The organism is Neisseria sp. HMSC068C12, assembly GCF_001814095.1.
In the GTDB taxonomy this organism is placed as follows: domain Bacteria; phylum Pseudomonadota; class Gammaproteobacteria; order Burkholderiales; family Neisseriaceae; genus Neisseria; species Neisseria perflava.
In genome coordinates this window covers 213,337-229,366 of the sequence record NZ_KV814825.1, presented here as the reverse complement: position 1 = coordinate 229,366, position 16,030 = coordinate 213,337, and the positions used below count along the sequence as shown (strand labels likewise).

Annotated in this window: 10 protein-coding genes; 3 read left to right on the top strand and 7 right to left on the bottom strand. The window is 46.1% G+C overall.

Features of this window, described 5'->3' with window-relative positions; translation table 11 throughout:
- Nucleotides 1–107: 107 nt before the first annotated feature.
- On the bottom strand, nucleotides 108–971 hold the full coding sequence (locus tag HMPREF2952_RS08990; RefSeq protein ID WP_049322835.1) for a phosphoribosylaminoimidazolesuccinocarboxamide synthase: 864 nt from the start codon (nucleotides 969–971) through the stop codon (nucleotides 108–110).
- A gap of 163 nt (nucleotides 972–1,134) precedes the next feature.
- A complete protein-coding gene (locus tag HMPREF2952_RS08985; protein ID WP_192830386.1) occupies nucleotides 1,135–2,436 on the bottom strand; it encodes a calcium-binding protein in 1,302 nt (433 codons plus the stop codon).
- A gap of 594 nt (nucleotides 2,437–3,030) precedes the next feature.
- Between HMPREF2952_RS08985 and rfbD the strand changes: the two genes are divergently transcribed.
- The 3 genes from rfbD to HMPREF2952_RS08970 all read left to right on the top strand — a co-directional run bounded on the left by rfbD (nucleotide 3,031) and on the right by HMPREF2952_RS08970 (nucleotide 9,625).
- Nucleotides 3,031–3,894: a dTDP-4-dehydrorhamnose reductase gene (gene rfbD, locus HMPREF2952_RS08980; RefSeq protein ID WP_070625355.1), complete on the top strand. Its 864-nt coding sequence runs from the start codon at nucleotides 3,031–3,033 to the stop codon at nucleotides 3,892–3,894.
- 154 nt (nucleotides 3,895–4,048) lie between these two features.
- The gene (gene uvrA, locus HMPREF2952_RS08975) at nucleotides 4,049–6,910 is read left to right on the top strand and encodes an excinuclease ABC subunit UvrA (protein WP_070695572.1); all 2,862 of its coding nucleotides are present in this window, start codon (nucleotides 4,049–4,051) and stop codon (nucleotides 6,908–6,910) included.
- A gap of 15 nt (nucleotides 6,911–6,925) precedes the next feature.
- A complete protein-coding gene (locus tag HMPREF2952_RS08970) occupies nucleotides 6,926–9,625 on the top strand; it encodes an NACHT domain-containing protein (protein ID WP_070695570.1) in 2,700 nt (899 codons plus the stop codon).
- Nucleotides 9,626–9,901: 276 nt separating this feature from the next.
- On the opposite strand, the gene HMPREF2952_RS08965 is transcribed toward HMPREF2952_RS08970, so the two are convergent.
- The 5 genes from HMPREF2952_RS08965 to HMPREF2952_RS08945 form a co-directional block, all read right to left on the bottom strand.
- A complete protein-coding gene (locus tag HMPREF2952_RS08965) occupies nucleotides 9,902–10,291 on the bottom strand; it encodes a DUF5339 family protein (RefSeq protein WP_070695568.1) in 390 nt (129 codons plus the stop codon).
- 185 nt (nucleotides 10,292–10,476) lie between these two features.
- Nucleotides 10,477–12,258, bottom strand: coding sequence for an anaerobic ribonucleoside-triphosphate reductase (gene nrdD, locus HMPREF2952_RS08960; protein ID WP_070695565.1), 1,782 nt, complete (start codon nucleotides 12,256–12,258; stop codon nucleotides 10,477–10,479).
- Between the two features lie 117 nt (nucleotides 12,259–12,375).
- Nucleotides 12,376–12,885, bottom strand: a complete 510-nt coding sequence (gene nrdG / locus HMPREF2952_RS08955) for an anaerobic ribonucleoside-triphosphate reductase activating protein (protein WP_070695563.1) — start codon at nucleotides 12,883–12,885, stop codon at nucleotides 12,376–12,378.
- Between the two features lie 288 nt (nucleotides 12,886–13,173).
- A complete protein-coding gene (locus HMPREF2952_RS08950; protein WP_004519767.1) occupies nucleotides 13,174–14,316 on the bottom strand; it encodes a THUMP domain-containing class I SAM-dependent RNA methyltransferase in 1,143 nt (380 codons plus the stop codon).
- 116 nt (nucleotides 14,317–14,432) lie between these two features.
- Entirely contained in the window at nucleotides 14,433–15,824 is a 1,392-nt protein-coding gene (locus HMPREF2952_RS08945) for a nucleobase:cation symporter-2 family protein (RefSeq protein WP_004519768.1), read from the bottom strand.
- Nucleotides 15,825–16,030 lie beyond the last annotated feature (206 nt).

The following is a 16,030-nucleotide window of genomic DNA, read 5'->3' as shown; positions in this document are numbered from 1 at the left end:
GAAAACAACTTTCAATTATAAAGGCAACTATCCTTAAAATCCAGTATTGATACAATAAAAAGGCCGTCTGAAACATATCCTTTTCAGACGGCCTTCAAACTTAAAAATCAATCCTGAGTCAGCAAAGTCAATGCTTCCTGATATTTTTCGACTGTTTTCTGAATTACATCGGCAGGCACTTTAGGCGCAGGCGCTTTTTTGTTCCAACCGCTTTGCTCCAGCCAGTCGCGGACAAACTGTTTGTCAAAAGACGGCGGATTGGTGCCGACTTTGTATTGATCGGCAGGCCAAAAACGGCTGGAATCAGGCGTCAACACTTCGTCCATCAAAGTCAACGTACCTTCTTCATCCAAACCAAATTCAAATTTAGTGTCGCAAATAATGATACCGCGGGATTTGGCATATTCGGCCGCTTCCGTATAAAGCTGAATCGCTTTGGCACGTACTTCCGCCGCCAATTCTTTGCCGATAATGCGTTCGCATTCTTCAAAGCTGATGTTTTCATCATGATCGCCGACTGCGGCTTTGGTTGACGGCGTAAAAATTACTTCGGGCAACTGCTGCGCTTCCTGCATACCTTCAGGCAGTTGAATACCGCAGACAGAACCGGTTTTTTGATAATCTTTCCAACCGCTACCTGCCAGATAACCGCGCACAATGGCCTCCACTTTCACCGGAGTGAGTTTTTTAGCCACGACGGCGCGTTTCTCCAAAGCTTTGGCTTCGTTTTCAGGCAAAACATCGTAAACCGTTTGGCCGGTAAAATGGTTAGGCATGATATGAGCCAGTTTTTTAAACCAAAAATTGGAAATCTGCGTCAGAATCTCCCCTTTACCCGGAATCGGATCATCCAAAATCACATCGAATGCAGACAGACGGTCGGAAGCAACCATCAACATACGTTTATCGTCAATTTCGTACAAATCGCGGACTTTGCCGGAGTAGATTTTTTTCAAGCTGATTTCAGACATTTCAGGTATCTCTTTGGTAAACAGAAGAATTTGGTATTTTAGCCCAATTTAGCATCTTTCGTCAGATTGTTTACAAAATAAAGGCCGTCTGAAACCTTATAGCTCGGTTTCAGACGGCCTTAGCCTTTGATTTTAGGGACAAACCCTAAAAACCATCATCCTATCAGATGGCAGGAGCCTGAGTCTGATCTTGGATTTGGTTCACAGCAGACAGAGAGTAGTAGTCGCCGTGGCCGGTTACTTGGTAAGTGCTACCGTCAGCAAACTTGAAGTTTTCAACTTTGTGATCGTTACCGGTAAACCAGTCATCGATGGTGATGCTGTCGTTAGTACCAACAGAAACAGTCAAGTTAGCACCTGATTTGCTCAGCAATACGTCAGAAGCTGCAACGCCTTTACCGAACAACAAGGTGTCATTACCGCTTTCTTCACGGATAGTGTCGTGACCGTAACCTTTGTCGAAGAAGTAAGTATCGTTACCGGTACCGCCGATCAGGATGTCGTTGCCGACGCCGCCGTCGAGGTAGTCGTTACCGTCTTTACCCACCAGGCAGTCGTCGCCAGCCAAACCGTACAGATGGTTGTCGCCGCCGTTGCCTTCGATGTTGTTGTTCAAAGAGTTACCGGTACCGTTCAGGTTTTGCATACCTTGCAAAATCAGGTTTTCAACGTGATCGGTCAAGGTGTAGTCAATAACGGTACGGACAGTATCGATACCGGCGTGTGCATTGCCGTACTCGATAACTTGGTCGTTAACGTTGTCAACGAAGTAAACGTCGTTACCGTCGCCACCGCGCATGATGTCCGCGCCGGAACCACCGTTCAGGTAGTCGTTACCGGCACCGCCTTGCAGGTAGTCTTTACCTTCTTCACCGTACAGAGAGTCACCGTCGGCATCACCGTAAATGGTGTCGTTACCAGCACCGGCGTAGATTACGTCTGTGCCGTTGCCACCGTAGATGATGTCTTCGCAAGCAGTACCGTAAATGGTATCTTTAGCATCAGTACCGCGGATAACGTTGCCGTCTTTGCAGTCTTCAGCTCGGATGACATTACCTGGGTTTTTGTCTTCGTGACCGTATGAGTTGTTTTGGTTATGGTCGTCAACACAGTCTTTGCAGTCTGGCTCTGGCTTAGGCTCAGGTTTTGGTTCTGGCTTAGGCTCAGGTTTTGGCTCTGGCTTAGGTTCTGGTTTAGGCTCAGGTTTTGGTTCTGGCTTAGGCTCAGGTTTTGGTTGTGGTTTTGGTTCTGGTTGCGGTTCTGGCTGTGGCTCAGGCTTAGGCTCAGGTTTTGGTTGAGGCTTAGGCTGAGGTTTAGGTTGTGGTTTTGGACATGGGATCGGTTTGATTGGATCGCAGTTGTAAGGTGGGCAAACCGGAACACATTTGTAGTTAGGAGTTTTTGCCGGTGGGCAGAAAGCCGCAATAGCAGAAACCAGACCGGTTACCGCGTTAACTACTGACACGCCGACGCTGGCAATGCTAGCGATGCTGCCGATAGAAACAGAAGATTTTGCTGCAGGAGCGCAGTAGTAAGAAGAGTAGGAAGCCTTAGGCGCGGGTGCGCAGTAAGAACTAACCAGGGGTCTAGTATAATACCCCCCGTAACAGTATGCCATAATAATTACTCCCAAAAGTTAATAAAATATTGGGTTGACGGAACGAGCAAATCCGCCCTTGCCCAATTATTATTTTAGTAATATTTTGCAAAATATTTACTCAAAAATATCAAACGGTAGAATTTGCCGATAAAAGGACGGAGTTTGGCCTATTTTTAAATTCCATTCTCCTAGCAACAATAAAAACATTAACATTGATTCACACTCTCTCAAACAGCATAGATCCTTTATCTATCTTGTTAAAAGCTGAATTTTAACTATAGTTATAGTAAACAAACATAATACCGATAAGTAGTTATTATTATGGATAGATAATATCGACAATTTACCCAAATACAGCTACATCCGCATTTTGTTCTACGCCAATAATGTGAATTTGTCGTATTTACACTATAATGACACGAACACCTATTTAACAGCTATCAGAGGAGATACTCAACCATGCGTACTTTATTGACCGGAGCCAAAGGCCAGCTTGCCCGTTGTCTGCGCGACCGCCTGCCCGAAGATTGGGAACTGATTGCTACCGATTCGACTTCGCTGGACATTACCGATACCGAAGCCGTGCATCACATGATCAAAAACTTCCAACCAGATGCCATCGTTAATGCCGCAGCTTACACTGCCGTCGATAAAGCAGAAGAAAACGCTGAAGCTGCTTTTGCCGTCAACGCAACCGCTGTTCACAACCTGGCCGCAGCCGCCCGCGCCGCACACGCCCGCTTTATCCATATTTCCACTGATTATGTATTCGACGGCGAAGGCAAACGCCCTTACCGCGAAACCGACTACACCAATCCACGCAGCACTTACGGTCAATCCAAAGTAGCAGGCGAGCTTTTGGCTTTAGCCGCGCATCCTGAAAGCACTATTGTCCGTACTTCATGGCTGTTTAGCGAATACGGCAGCAATTTCGTCAAAACCATGCTGCGCCTTGCCAAAGAACGCGATTCCCTCTCTGTCGTTCACGACCAAACCGGCTGTCCGACTTATGCAGGCGACTTGGCACGCGCCATTATCGAATTATTACAACAACCCACCTCTCCACGCGGCATCTTCCATTACTGTGGCAATAAATCGGCAACATGGTACGAATTTACCAAAGCCATCTTTCAGACGGCCCACCAATTAGACGACAACTTCCGCATTCCGGAACTGAACGCAATTACCACCGATCAATATCCCCTGCCTGCTCCGCGTCCGGCATACAGCATCATGGATTGCTCACGCCTCGAAACTGAGTTTGGTGTCAAACCGTCCGACTGGCAAAAAGCCCTGCGCGAAATTCTCCGCAAAATCGACTGATAAGCTGATTCATCTATATCAAGGCCGGCTGAAAATACATTTTCAGACGGCCTTTTTGTTTCTTTTATATATATCAAAAGCTTTATCTATCCAGTCTGACATTTGAAAAGTGCTACAATAGCCGTTTATTTTATTTTTCAGACGGCCTGACAATATGTGCAACCATCATCCCAAACATTCACACGATAATGACACCATCCGCATCCGTGGCGCGCGCACGCATAATTTGAAAAACGTCGATTTGGACATTCCGCGCCACAAGTTGGTGGTGGTCACAGGGCTGTCGGGCAGCGGCAAGTCGTCGCTGGCGTTTGACACGCTGTATGCTGAAGGGCAGCGGCGTTATGTTGAGAGCCTTTCCGCCTATGCCCGTCAGTTTTTGCAGATGATGGACAAACCCGATGTTGATTTGATTGAAGGCCTGTCGCCTGCAATTTCTATCGAGCAAAAATCCACCAGCCACAATCCGCGTTCCACCGTCGGTACGGTAACGGAAATCCACGACTACCTACGTCTTTTGTACGCACGCGTCGGTACCCCGTATTGCCCCGAACACAATCTGCCGTTGTCCAGCCAAACTGTGTCGCAGATGGTTGATGCAGTCTTAAAACTGCCGGAAGACACGCGCGTGATGATTTTGGCGCCGGCAGTTCGTGAGCGTAAGGGCGAGTTTGTCGATTTCTTTGCCGACTTGCAGGCGCAGGGTTTTGCGCGGGTGCGCGTGGACGGCGAGGTCTATCAGCTCGACGAAGTGCCGAAGCTGGAAAAAAACATCAAACACAATATCGACGTCGTCATCGACCGTGTAAAAGTGAAGGCGGACATCAAGCAGCGGCTGGCGGAAAGTTTTGAAACCGCGCTGCGCTACGGCAACGAGCGCGCGCTGGCAATGGAAATGGACAGCGGCGAAGAGCATTGGTTTTCTGCGCGTTTTGCCTGCCCCGTATGTTCATACAGCCTGCCTGAATTAGAGCCGCGCCTCTTTTCCTTCAACAACCCGATGGGTTCCTGCCCGACTTGCGACGGCTTGGGCAACACCAACTTTTTCGACCCCGAAAAAGTGGTCGCCCATCCCGAATTATCCTTAGCAGCAGGCGCGATTGACGGCTGGGACAAACGCAACCAATTCTATTTCCAAATGATTCAATCGCTGGCGCATCATTATAAATTTGATGTCAACGCCGCTTGGGAAAGCCTACCGGAAAAAGTGAAAAAAGTCGTGTTGCACGGCTCGGGCAAGGAAGTTATTGATTTTACTTACCTATCCGAACGCGGCACTACCTTTAACCGCAGCCACGCCTTCGAAGGCATCATCCCCAATCTCGAACGCCGCTACCGCGAAACCGACAGCGAAACCGTGCGCGAAAAATTACGCGAATACCAAAACCACCGCGCCTGCCCGAGCTGCGGCGGCGCACGTTTGCGCAAAGAAGCCCGCTATGTTTACGTCAGCGGCGAACCCTTGCACGAAGTCTCCGCCTGGCCGCTGACCAAAACCCACCAATTCTTCGAAACGCTGGATTTGGACGGCAACAAAAAACAAATCGCCGAAAAAATCCTCAAAGAAATCACCGAGCGGCTCGGCTTCCTGATTAACGTCGGGCTGGATTACCTGAATTTAAGCCGCTCCGCCGAAACCCTCTCCGGCGGCGAAGCCCAGCGCATCCGCCTCGCCAGCCAAATCGGCAGCGGCCTGACCGGCGTGATGTACGTTTTGGACGAACCCTCCATCGGCCTGCACCAGCGCGACAACGACCGCCTGCTCGCCACCCTCAAACGCCTGCGCGATTTGGGCAACAGCGTGATTGTAGTTGAACACGATGAAGACGCCATCCGCGAAGCCGATTTCGTCGTCGATATGGGTCCCGGTGCGGGCGAACACGGCGGCAACGTACTGATTGCCGACACGCCCGAAAACGTCGCCAAATGCGAGCAATCCATTACCGGACAATACCTCAGCGGTAAAAAATCCATTGCCGTGCCGTCTGAACGCACGCCCGTCAATCCCGACCGAATGCTCGTCCTCAAAGGCGCGCACGGTAACAACCTTAAAAACGTTACCCTCGAACTGCCGCTCGGGTTGATTACCTGCATCACCGGCGTATCCGGCAGCGGCAAATCCACCCTGATTAACGACACTCTCGCCAAAATCACCGCCCGCGAACTCAACCGCGCCCAAGAAGAACCCGCCCCATACGACGACATCCACGGCCTCGAACACCTCGACAAAGTCATCAACGTCGACCAATCCCCCATCGGCCGCACCCCGCGCTCCAACCCCGCCACCTACACCGGCCTGTTCACCCCCATCCGCGAACTCTTCGCCGGCGTCCCCCTCTCGCGCGAACGCGGCTACAACGTCGGCCGATTCTCCTTCAACGTCAAAGGCGGCCGCTGCGAAGCTTGCCAAGGCGACGGCGTGATTAAAGTCGAAATGCACTTCCTGCCCGACGTGTACGTCCCCTGCGAAGTCTGCCACGGCAAACGCTACAACCGCGAAACCCTCGAAATCCAATACAAGGGCAAAAACATCAGCCAAGTCCTCGACATGACCGTCGAAGAAGCCCGCGAATTTTTCGACGCCGTCCCCACCGTATCGCGTAAACTGCAAACCCTCATGGATGTCGGCCTCGGTTACATCCGCCTCGGCCAATCCGCCACCACCCTCTCCGGCGGCGAAGCTCAGCGCGTCAAACTCGCCTTGGAGCTATCCAAACGCGACACCGGCAGAACGCTCTATATCCTCGACGAACCCACCACCGGCCTGCACTTCGCCGACATCGCCCTGCTGCTGGAAGTCATAGGTCGTCTGAAAGGCAAAGGCAACTCGATTGTGATTATCGAGCATAATCTTGACGTTATAAAAACGGCTGATTATATTGTGGATTTGGGGCCGGAAGGCGGAGATGGCGGGGGAAGGATTATTGCTTCAGGTAGCCCCGAGGAAGTGGCGAAGGTTAAGGGGAGTTATACTGGGAAGTATTTGAAGGATATATTAAATTCGATCAATATTTAATATAAAGGAAATTTCATGGACTTTATCCTTAAAAAAATTAATCAGAAGCTAAACATTTTTTCTATGCAAGAGCAGGTTTCCGAGCTAAACATCTACTCTCAAGTAAGAATGGAATATTTATTATTCTTAGCACTAGGCTACTTATGGAATAAAAATATATCTAATTTAGATGAACAAAAGAAAGAGAAAGTTTTCAATCAAATCTTGAATCCTACTATTGGCTCTATCGTCCAAATAATTAGGGTTCTTGACACAGAAAAAGAAATTCTCTCAAAAGAAGTTTCCAAAAGTTTCAATGATTATCCCGAGTATCGCAATCAACTTATAGGACACGGCTATACATTTTCCAACAAATCCGGAAATATATATGAAAAACTAAATTATCTTTATGAAAATATTGAAAAATCCCAAAGTTTCTTCATGAAAAATTTATGGTCATTCTATACAGTGATTAAACTGGACAATGATTATTATTATGGCATTAAATTCTCTCCTAATGGAGATGAAGAACCTTTCAAAATAATTAAAAAAAGTATCCGAAATTTATCAATGGAAGTAGGTAATGTTTACATTTCAAATGATTTAGAAGCATCTTCAGCTAATAGTTTTTTCCGTGTATCACCTTTTATTCACCTACTTCCCGACTCATCTTCTGTATTCTGCTTTTCAAAAATTAGTGAAAAACTAGTTGGAAAAGTTACCTATAATAAAATATTTGAAACTGATCGACTTAGCTTAGAATGGCCCGAATTTGAAACCTTACAAATACAAAATGATGGTCGAAGAATCAAAACACAAAATGGGACAGTTAGAAATATTTACAATAATAACTATAAAAAATATATAGATATTGGGGTAAAAAATAAATTAATAACCTTTTTGAAAGATGGGAAGTCCTCTGTTGCTGCTATTTTATGGGGACATGGAGGAGTAGGAAAAACCGCAACAATCCAAAGTGTTTGCGATGATTTTTCAAATTCTGAAAGAAAGTTTTTTGACTATGTAATTTTCTTATCAGCAAAAGATCGAATTTATAATATCCATACTGGGGATGTTAATGACATTACAGATAGGGTCGTTGATTATCATGACTTGCTGGCTTCTATAAATAATTTGATATTTGATACCTCATTATCGAATACATCCGAAATTGAAAAAGAATTCATCAATTTCCAACAAAAAATTTTATTAGTTATTGATGATTATGAAAGTTTTTCCAAAGAGGATAAGTCAAAAATAAATGATTTAATTACTAAGCTTAATATCAATCATCACAAGGTTGTTATTACAACACGCTCTGCAAATATCAAAATTGGTGAGGAATTTCAAACTAATGAATTAAATAAAAGTGACACTATTGAATTTTTAAAACACATTATTAAAAATGAAAATTTGATACCTATCAATATACTTAAAGAATTAGAAAGTAAAGCAGAGATTATTCATTCAATTACTAGTGGTCGTCCTATTTTTATAATGCAATTAGCTTATATAATTGCGGCACGAGGTATAGATGTAGCCTTAAAATTTGATATTAAATCAGATAGTAAAGCTGTTGATTTTCTATTTGGCCGAATTTTTGATTATCTATCCAATCAGGCAAAAGAACTTTTTGCTATTATTAGTTTATTAGTAACCACTAATAATCTATCAAACATCCTCCATAAAGCGCAGTTTATTTTGAATATGGAATTCGATAATACTGGATTTTATAATGCTGTTAATGAATTAATTAAACTAAAAATTATAAAACTAGATGAGGAAGAAAAAATATTTGAAGTATACTCTCCCGAAATTTACCAAAAAATGAGCAACTATTTTTCCCAATTTGATGAAAAATTTAGGAAGATATGGTTAGAAAGAAATGAACAGATCAATAATCCAGAAACTAATATTGATCAAGCCTTACTAGAGACTGCTAATGCTTGTAGATTGTCCAAGCCTGAGTTAGAAGTTATTGAGGCATATCATCGTGTTCTAGAGAGAATAAATTGCTCCATTGAAATCAAATATCAAGCTATTAGTATGCTCGCTAGCTATCTGGCTGGCATAAAGAAAAAAGATGAGGCACTAAGGCAAATTAGTAATTACAAACATTTTTTTAACGATATCAGTAATTTTCATACTAATTTAAATTTTACACGGTTATATGCTCAATTTAGCTGGGCTAATGGAAAGACAGAGGACAAGGAAAATGCAGTAAAAATATTAAGTGATTTTATTTTAATGACACTATCAAATAAATCTAATCTGATTACATCACTCCATAAAGATGAAGAAATTTTAGATCTTAATGGCCTGCTAATGCAATATAGCTGCATTAATGTTATTGATGCTTTAGACAAATTAAAAGATAGGAGAGAAGAAAAGACAATCTCAGAAACTGAATATAACTTGGAAAGAAGGAAATTACGGCAAGAATGCGAAAGACTAGAAAAACAATTTCTCCCTATCTGGCAGAATGTTCAGAATCAAAAAATCGATTTTAATTCTTTCAAAAGCTCTGCAAAACAAAATATTATCACTGGTTTATATAACTATATTGATGTATTAATTAGGTTAAGTAAATTGGAGTTTGCAAAAACTGTTGCTACTTTCATGAGAGATAATACACCTGGGAATTTTTATGCTCAATTTGATCGAAAAGTGAACTATACCCAAAAGAAAATTGAAGAATGGAATTCTAAAAATTACCAACGTAAGAGCAAGCAGTAGCCAGCTGTAGTCTGCACGAATCCTAAACTCCCCATGTAGCAAGCGTAGCCTGCATAACCCACACCACCGCGTGCGTGGCTACGCCACGCACGCGGTTGTTCGATTGATGGCTTTCTGTTGTAAATTAAACTTAGTTAAAACTAACGCTTTCAGACAGCATGAAAAATGGCCGTCTGAAAATTGAAAATGTTTTATCTAAAACAACCACCTTGATTCACAAAACAAAAAACGGATTCCAAATTATTGGAATCCGTTTTTCTGTAAAGCTTAGCTGTATTATTTAGCTTCTTCTTTAGCGTCTTCAGCAGCTTCTTTAGCATCTTCTGCTGCGTCTTTTGCTTCTTCTTTAGCCTCTTCAGCAGCTTCTTTGGCTTCTTCGGCTTTTTCTTCAGGAGTTTCAGCAGCTGGAACGCCTTTCAAAGCGTCCAAAGAAGTTTTACAAGTTGCATCGCGTTGGTCTGCAGGCAGGTTTTTCAGGGCTTCTTTGGTTTGTTCGAAAGATTTTTGCATCATGTCTTTGGTTGCTGCATCTACGTCTTTAGTTGCTTCGGCAAATGCTTTTTCGTACTCGTCACAAACGGCAGAAGAAGATGAGCCTGAGCCGCCGCCACATGCTGACAGGGACAGGGCTGCCAACAAAGCCGCCAATAAAGCTGATGTTTTCATGTGTCTCTCACTTTTTTAAATTTAGGTTAAAGGATGTTATATGTTAATTCATTATATGAAGGTGTCAAGAGTTTTTGTTTAATTTAATCAAAACTATATCATTAAAAGAGCCTGCCTATCTCAACATGATCAAGGCCGTCTGAAGTTTCAGACGGCCTTAGGTTTGAAGCAATCTTTTTCAACGATTACGCCGCTTTACGGTGATAATGTCTGAGCGCATGTTCTTTGCGACGACCGCTACTGAATGCGGATACGCGTTTCAGGTAGCCGATGACGCGGGTGCCGTAGTCAATGTCGTGGCTGCCGCAGGCGGAGCAGGCGTGCAGGGTGCGTTTGTCGATATGACCGCATTCGTTGCAGATGGTGATGCGCACGTTCACGCAGAAGTAGTTGCAGCCGGTTTGCGCGGCGATGTCCAAGAGCGAGCGGTAGCCGGATTCGGGCAGGGCTTCGTCGAGATTCAGGTGCAGCGCGGAGCCACCGTCGAGCCAGTCCACCAGTTCTTTGCCGTGCAGCAGGAATTTATCGAGCGCATTGATTTCTTCGTCTTCGACAACGTAGAAATAGGAGTTGTAGCATTCGCGGCTGACTTTGTAGCCGTCGGCTTTGTCCCATTTGGCGTTTTTCACGCCGAGGTTTTCGGCGGGGACGAACTCGGTGTTGAACTTCACGCCGTAGTGCTTGCTGGCGGCTTGATTGGCTTCGAATATGGTTTTCAGACGACCTTGGACGAAGTTGATGTAGTCGTCGTTGTAGCCGACTTTGATGCCTTGCGATTCGGCGGCTTCTGCCATGCCGTTGATGCCGATGGTGAGGAACTGTTTGTCCAGCGTGATGAAGCCTGCATCGTAAACGGGCAGCATTCCGGCGGCTTGGTATTCTTCCATCAGTTTGCGGTAGGCGTATTGGTATTTGTGGATTTTGGCGACTTCGGCGGCAAGGTCACGCCCGTCTTGTTCCAGCCGGTTCATGTTGATGGTGATGACGTTGATGGAACCGGTCGCTACGCCGCCCGCGCCGAGGGTGTAGCTGAAGGTGCGGTCTTCAATGGCGTTGCGCAGACGGCAGCAGGAAGCCAAGGAGTCGGGGTTGTCAGAAAGATAGACGAAGAAGGAATTGCCTTCCGCCAACTCTTTCGCCATTTCGTCGGCGAACACGGTGTCTTTGCATTTGCCGCCATCGGTCAGCATCGCAGCGGTAACGACGGGGAAGGTCAAAACGGCTTTGGTGCGTTCCTGATTGAACCATTTGAGGAAGAAGTTTTGCAGCTTCGCCACGCTCGCCCACACTGGTTTGCTGAAATCGGGGAAGACGAAATCGCCGAACATCGCATCGAAATAGTATTGATCGTAAACAGAAATATTCCAGAATACGCTTTGATAGCCGCGTGCGGCGGCAGGCTGGTTGATGCTGTACACTACCTGCTGCATATGGTTGGCGATTTCTTTGGCATGGGTTTCCAAATAATCATCGCCGTAGTCTTTGCGGGCGAAGTAGTCGAAATAAGTCAGAAATTCCACTGTCGCCACCGCGCCGGCAAACTGCGCGCTGATGGCAAACACTAGGTTGATAAACGAGCCGCAAAACGAAGCCAAATGTTGCGGTGCTTTGGATTCGCCGCCGAGTTTGCTTAAGCCGTCGAGTAGGAAGGGATAGAGCGTAACCGACACACAATAAGGTTTGAGGCTGGTTTCGTCGTGGACATAAATCTCGTGCGCCTCAATCTGGCGGATGTATTCGTCGGCGACGGATTGGTCGAAAATTTCAGCGATTTTGCGCGACACTTGGGCGCGGTTAATCTGCACGAAAAAGTCTTTCATGATTTCCGCTTCCATCGTGGCGATGTTTTTTTGCGTTACGTTGGCGTTGGCGTCCATTTTCGAACCGTCCGCCGCGTTTTGCGCGCTGATGTAGTCGCGCATGAATTGTAGTTTTCCGTTTAACTGTTCGGGATGCAGCCGAATCATGTTAATTCTCCTGTATGGTTTGGATGATTTATCAAGTAATGACGGTCAGGCCGTCTGAAACATCGCTGTCAGCGAATACAATAAATTCAATTTAAATCAGTGCAATACAGCATTGAGCTAAATTGAAGCCACTGGAAACACTTTAGGCGCGGGTTTGTCTTTGATAAACAATCGGTTCAACACCTCGCCCGTGCGCAAATCGACAAACTTCTGATTGGTGGTCGGGCTGTCCAAGCCGCCCAGCTCCATCTGCCAGCGGCCGGTTTTCAGATACGTCAGATAAGGCAGGATGCCGTCTGAAACCGCTTCCAGCTCCTCACGCTCCAGACCTGTGTACAAGCAGGCTTTCAAACCTTCCTGGGCAACAATAGCCAGCATTTTCTGCAAGGCTTCCGGCTGCCATTCCCCGCCCATAAACAACACGCAACTAATCAGCCCGCGATAGCGTTTCAGACGGCCTTTTAAATAATCCTCGGTCAATTCCGTGCCAATGCCCTCTTTCCATGTATCGGCACTATGGCAACCTTTGCAACGCAGCGGACAACCGGAAAACAGAAACGCCAGCGACACTTCGCCCGGCACTTCCTGCCATACAATTTGCTCGATTGTGAATTTCAAACCGCTCATTGCAATGCCATAAAACACAAGATATGGTGTGAATTAAAACACAATACTACTAGATATGGTATTTTATTTAACAATCCATCTTTATTTTGTAATAGGTTTTTATAATTTGATAGATTGTAAATTTCAATAATTACATCTACACGGCTCCCTTGATAAAGGCCGTCTGAAAACAATTTCAGTGCATTAATATAAAAAAAGAAAAGCAAACTCCGTTATAACAAAGACGGTTTTAACAAATCAAAAAAAGGCCGTCTGAAATCATCTTTCAGACGGCCTTAATTTCAGGTTTTACCCCCGATTCGAGCCTTTAACCATATCCATCAAAAACAATCGGCAATCCAAGTTACCATTAAACAGCGGAATTTTACGCTTCGGAGAAAGGCGCATAAATTTCGGCATATCGCGATCGCCGGTAAACATTCCAACCAGCCAGCCTGCGTAGTGTTGTTTCAACCATGTGCCCAGTTGCGGATAAAGCGCCTGCAAAGCCTGAACCTCCGCAAGGCGCACGCCATAAGGCGGATTGGAAATCATAATGCCGTGTTCGCCGTTCGGTCGCGCAGCCTGCGCATCTTGCACGTCAAAGCGGATGAAATTATCCACTTCGGCGGCTTGGGCATTGGCCAATGCGGCACGAATCATATAACGGTCGTTGTCGCTGCCGGAAATTGGCGCGGCGGCCGGTTTGATTTGTTTTTCAGCCTCACGGCGCAGGGCTTGCCATTTTTCTTTGTCGAAGTTTTGCAGTTTTTCAAAACCGAAACGACGCATCAAGCCCGGCGCACGGTGTGTCGCAATCCATGCTGCCTCAATGGCAATCGTGCCACTGCCGCAAAACGGGTCTTGGAAAGGCTGCGTACCGTCATAGCCTGCCAAAAGCAGCAAACCTGCCGCCAAGTTCTCTCTCAATGGCGCTTCGCCGGTATCCTGACGATAGCCGCGTTTGAAGAGTGCTTCGCCGGAAGTATCGATAAAGATTTCCACGTTGCGCTCATCGATAAAGGCATGAATGCGGATATCGGGGTTGATTTTACCCACGCTCGGACGCGCATCATAAATATCGCGGAATGCATCGCAGACGGCATCTTTGATTTTCAAACCGACAAAATCCAAGCTTTTCACATTGGCGCGCTTGCCTTCGACTTTGACTTTAAAGGTCTGCTCCAGCTTAAACCAACCCGTCCAATGCAGATTTCGTGCGAGTTTGTAGATATCGTGTTCGTTGCGATAACCGCCTTTAGTCAAACGCAGTAAAACACGGCTGGCAACGCGCGAATGCAGGTTGATGCAATACACCTGCTCCATCGTGCCTTTACATGCCACACCGCCGTCAACAGCACGTATATCCTGACATGCCATGCTTTCGAGTTCTTGCGTCAAAGGCGCTTCCAAACCGCGAGGACAAGTGATAAAAAGTGAATAAACCGTCATATAAAACCTTTCCGGGTAGGGCTATCCGAACCACTCGGATAACAAATAAAAACAATATTATAGCCGAAAACCAAAAGGCCGTCTGAAACTTCAGACGGCCTTTGAATAAAGCTTGCTTAGTGCTCCAAACTATCGGTTTCCACCTTAACCGCTTTATCGGTTTTATCCTCCGGCAAAACCAAGTTCAACAATACTGCCATAATACCGCCTGCGGAAATTGAGTTTTGGAACAATACCGGCAGGTTTTTGAACACTTCCGGCTCAAATGCCACGCCCAAACCCAAACCGACAGAAGTCGCCGCGATAACTGCTTCACGACGGCGAATACCGTGGCTGACCAAAATCCGCACGCCGGCAATCGCAATCAGGCCAAACATCAACACCATCGCGCCACCCAAAACAGGACTCGGAATCGTAGTAAACGCGCGGCCGATGACGGGGAACAAACCCAACAATACCAAAATCGCCGCAATATATTTGCCCACATGACGCGAAGCCACGCCGGTCATTTGAATCACGCCGTTATTTTGCGCAAACGTGGTTAAAGGCAAAGAGCCCAACGCAGTCGCAATTACAGAAACCAAACCATCTGCCAATACGCCACCGCGCAGACGTTTGGTGTATTCCTCACCCTCAATCGGCTGCTCGGAGACCATCGCAGTCGCCGTCAAATCGCCCACTGCTTCAAATACGCTCAACAGGAAAATCGCACCGGCAACGATAAACGCGTGCCAATCAAATGCGAAACCATATTTAAACGGAACAGGCAGGGTAATCAGCGGCAGGTTTTGCAGGGCGGAAAAATCTACTTTGCCCAAAAACAGCGCAACAATATAACCGACAATCAAACCCACCGCGATGCCGCTCATACGCAGCAATGGGTTTTTCAAGCAGTTGAAAACCAATACAATCAGCAACACCAGCGATGCCAGACCTAAGTTTTCCATCGAACCGAACGTACCGTCTGCTTTCGCACCGAAGCCGCCGCCAAAGTCAGTAATGCCGACATGCACCAAGCTCAAGCCGATCAACATGACGACCACGCCGCTTACAGTCGGCGTAATCACTTTTTTCAGATAAGGCAAAAGCCAAGCGGAGAAGCACACCAAAAACGCGCCAACAAAGGACACGCCCAAGAGCGTTGAAATCATCACATCTTTAGTCAAGCCGCCCTCTTTCATACCGGTACCGAGCGCAATCATCACGGTAACAAAAGAGAAGTTGACCGACTGAATCGACAACATACCCGAACCGACCGGCCCGAAACGGTTAACCTGCAAATAAGTGCCGACACCTGAAGCCACCATCGCCATCGACACCAAATAAGCCGTCATTTCAACCGGCAGCTCCAACGCCCCGCCGACAATCAATGCCGGAGTAATCATCGGGACAAAAATCGCCAGAAGGTGCGTAACCGCACTCAACAACGCATTCCCAAACGGCGGCTTGTCTTCCAAACCATAAACCAAATCAAGCGATTCCGCCTGTTTTTCAGTCATTCCGGCCATGTTGAACCTTCTCTCAAGAATCGTTAAAAAATATTAAGATGCGTATTTTAACCAATTTGAAATGTATCAGCAAATTCAAAACCATCAGGCCGTCTGAAAGTTCCGCCCAGCCGTTTTCAGACGGCCTCAAACCGCCTTAACACATTTTAATTCTTGACATCATTTTTCTACCTAAAAACAAACAAACCAATGATTTAAAAATGTAT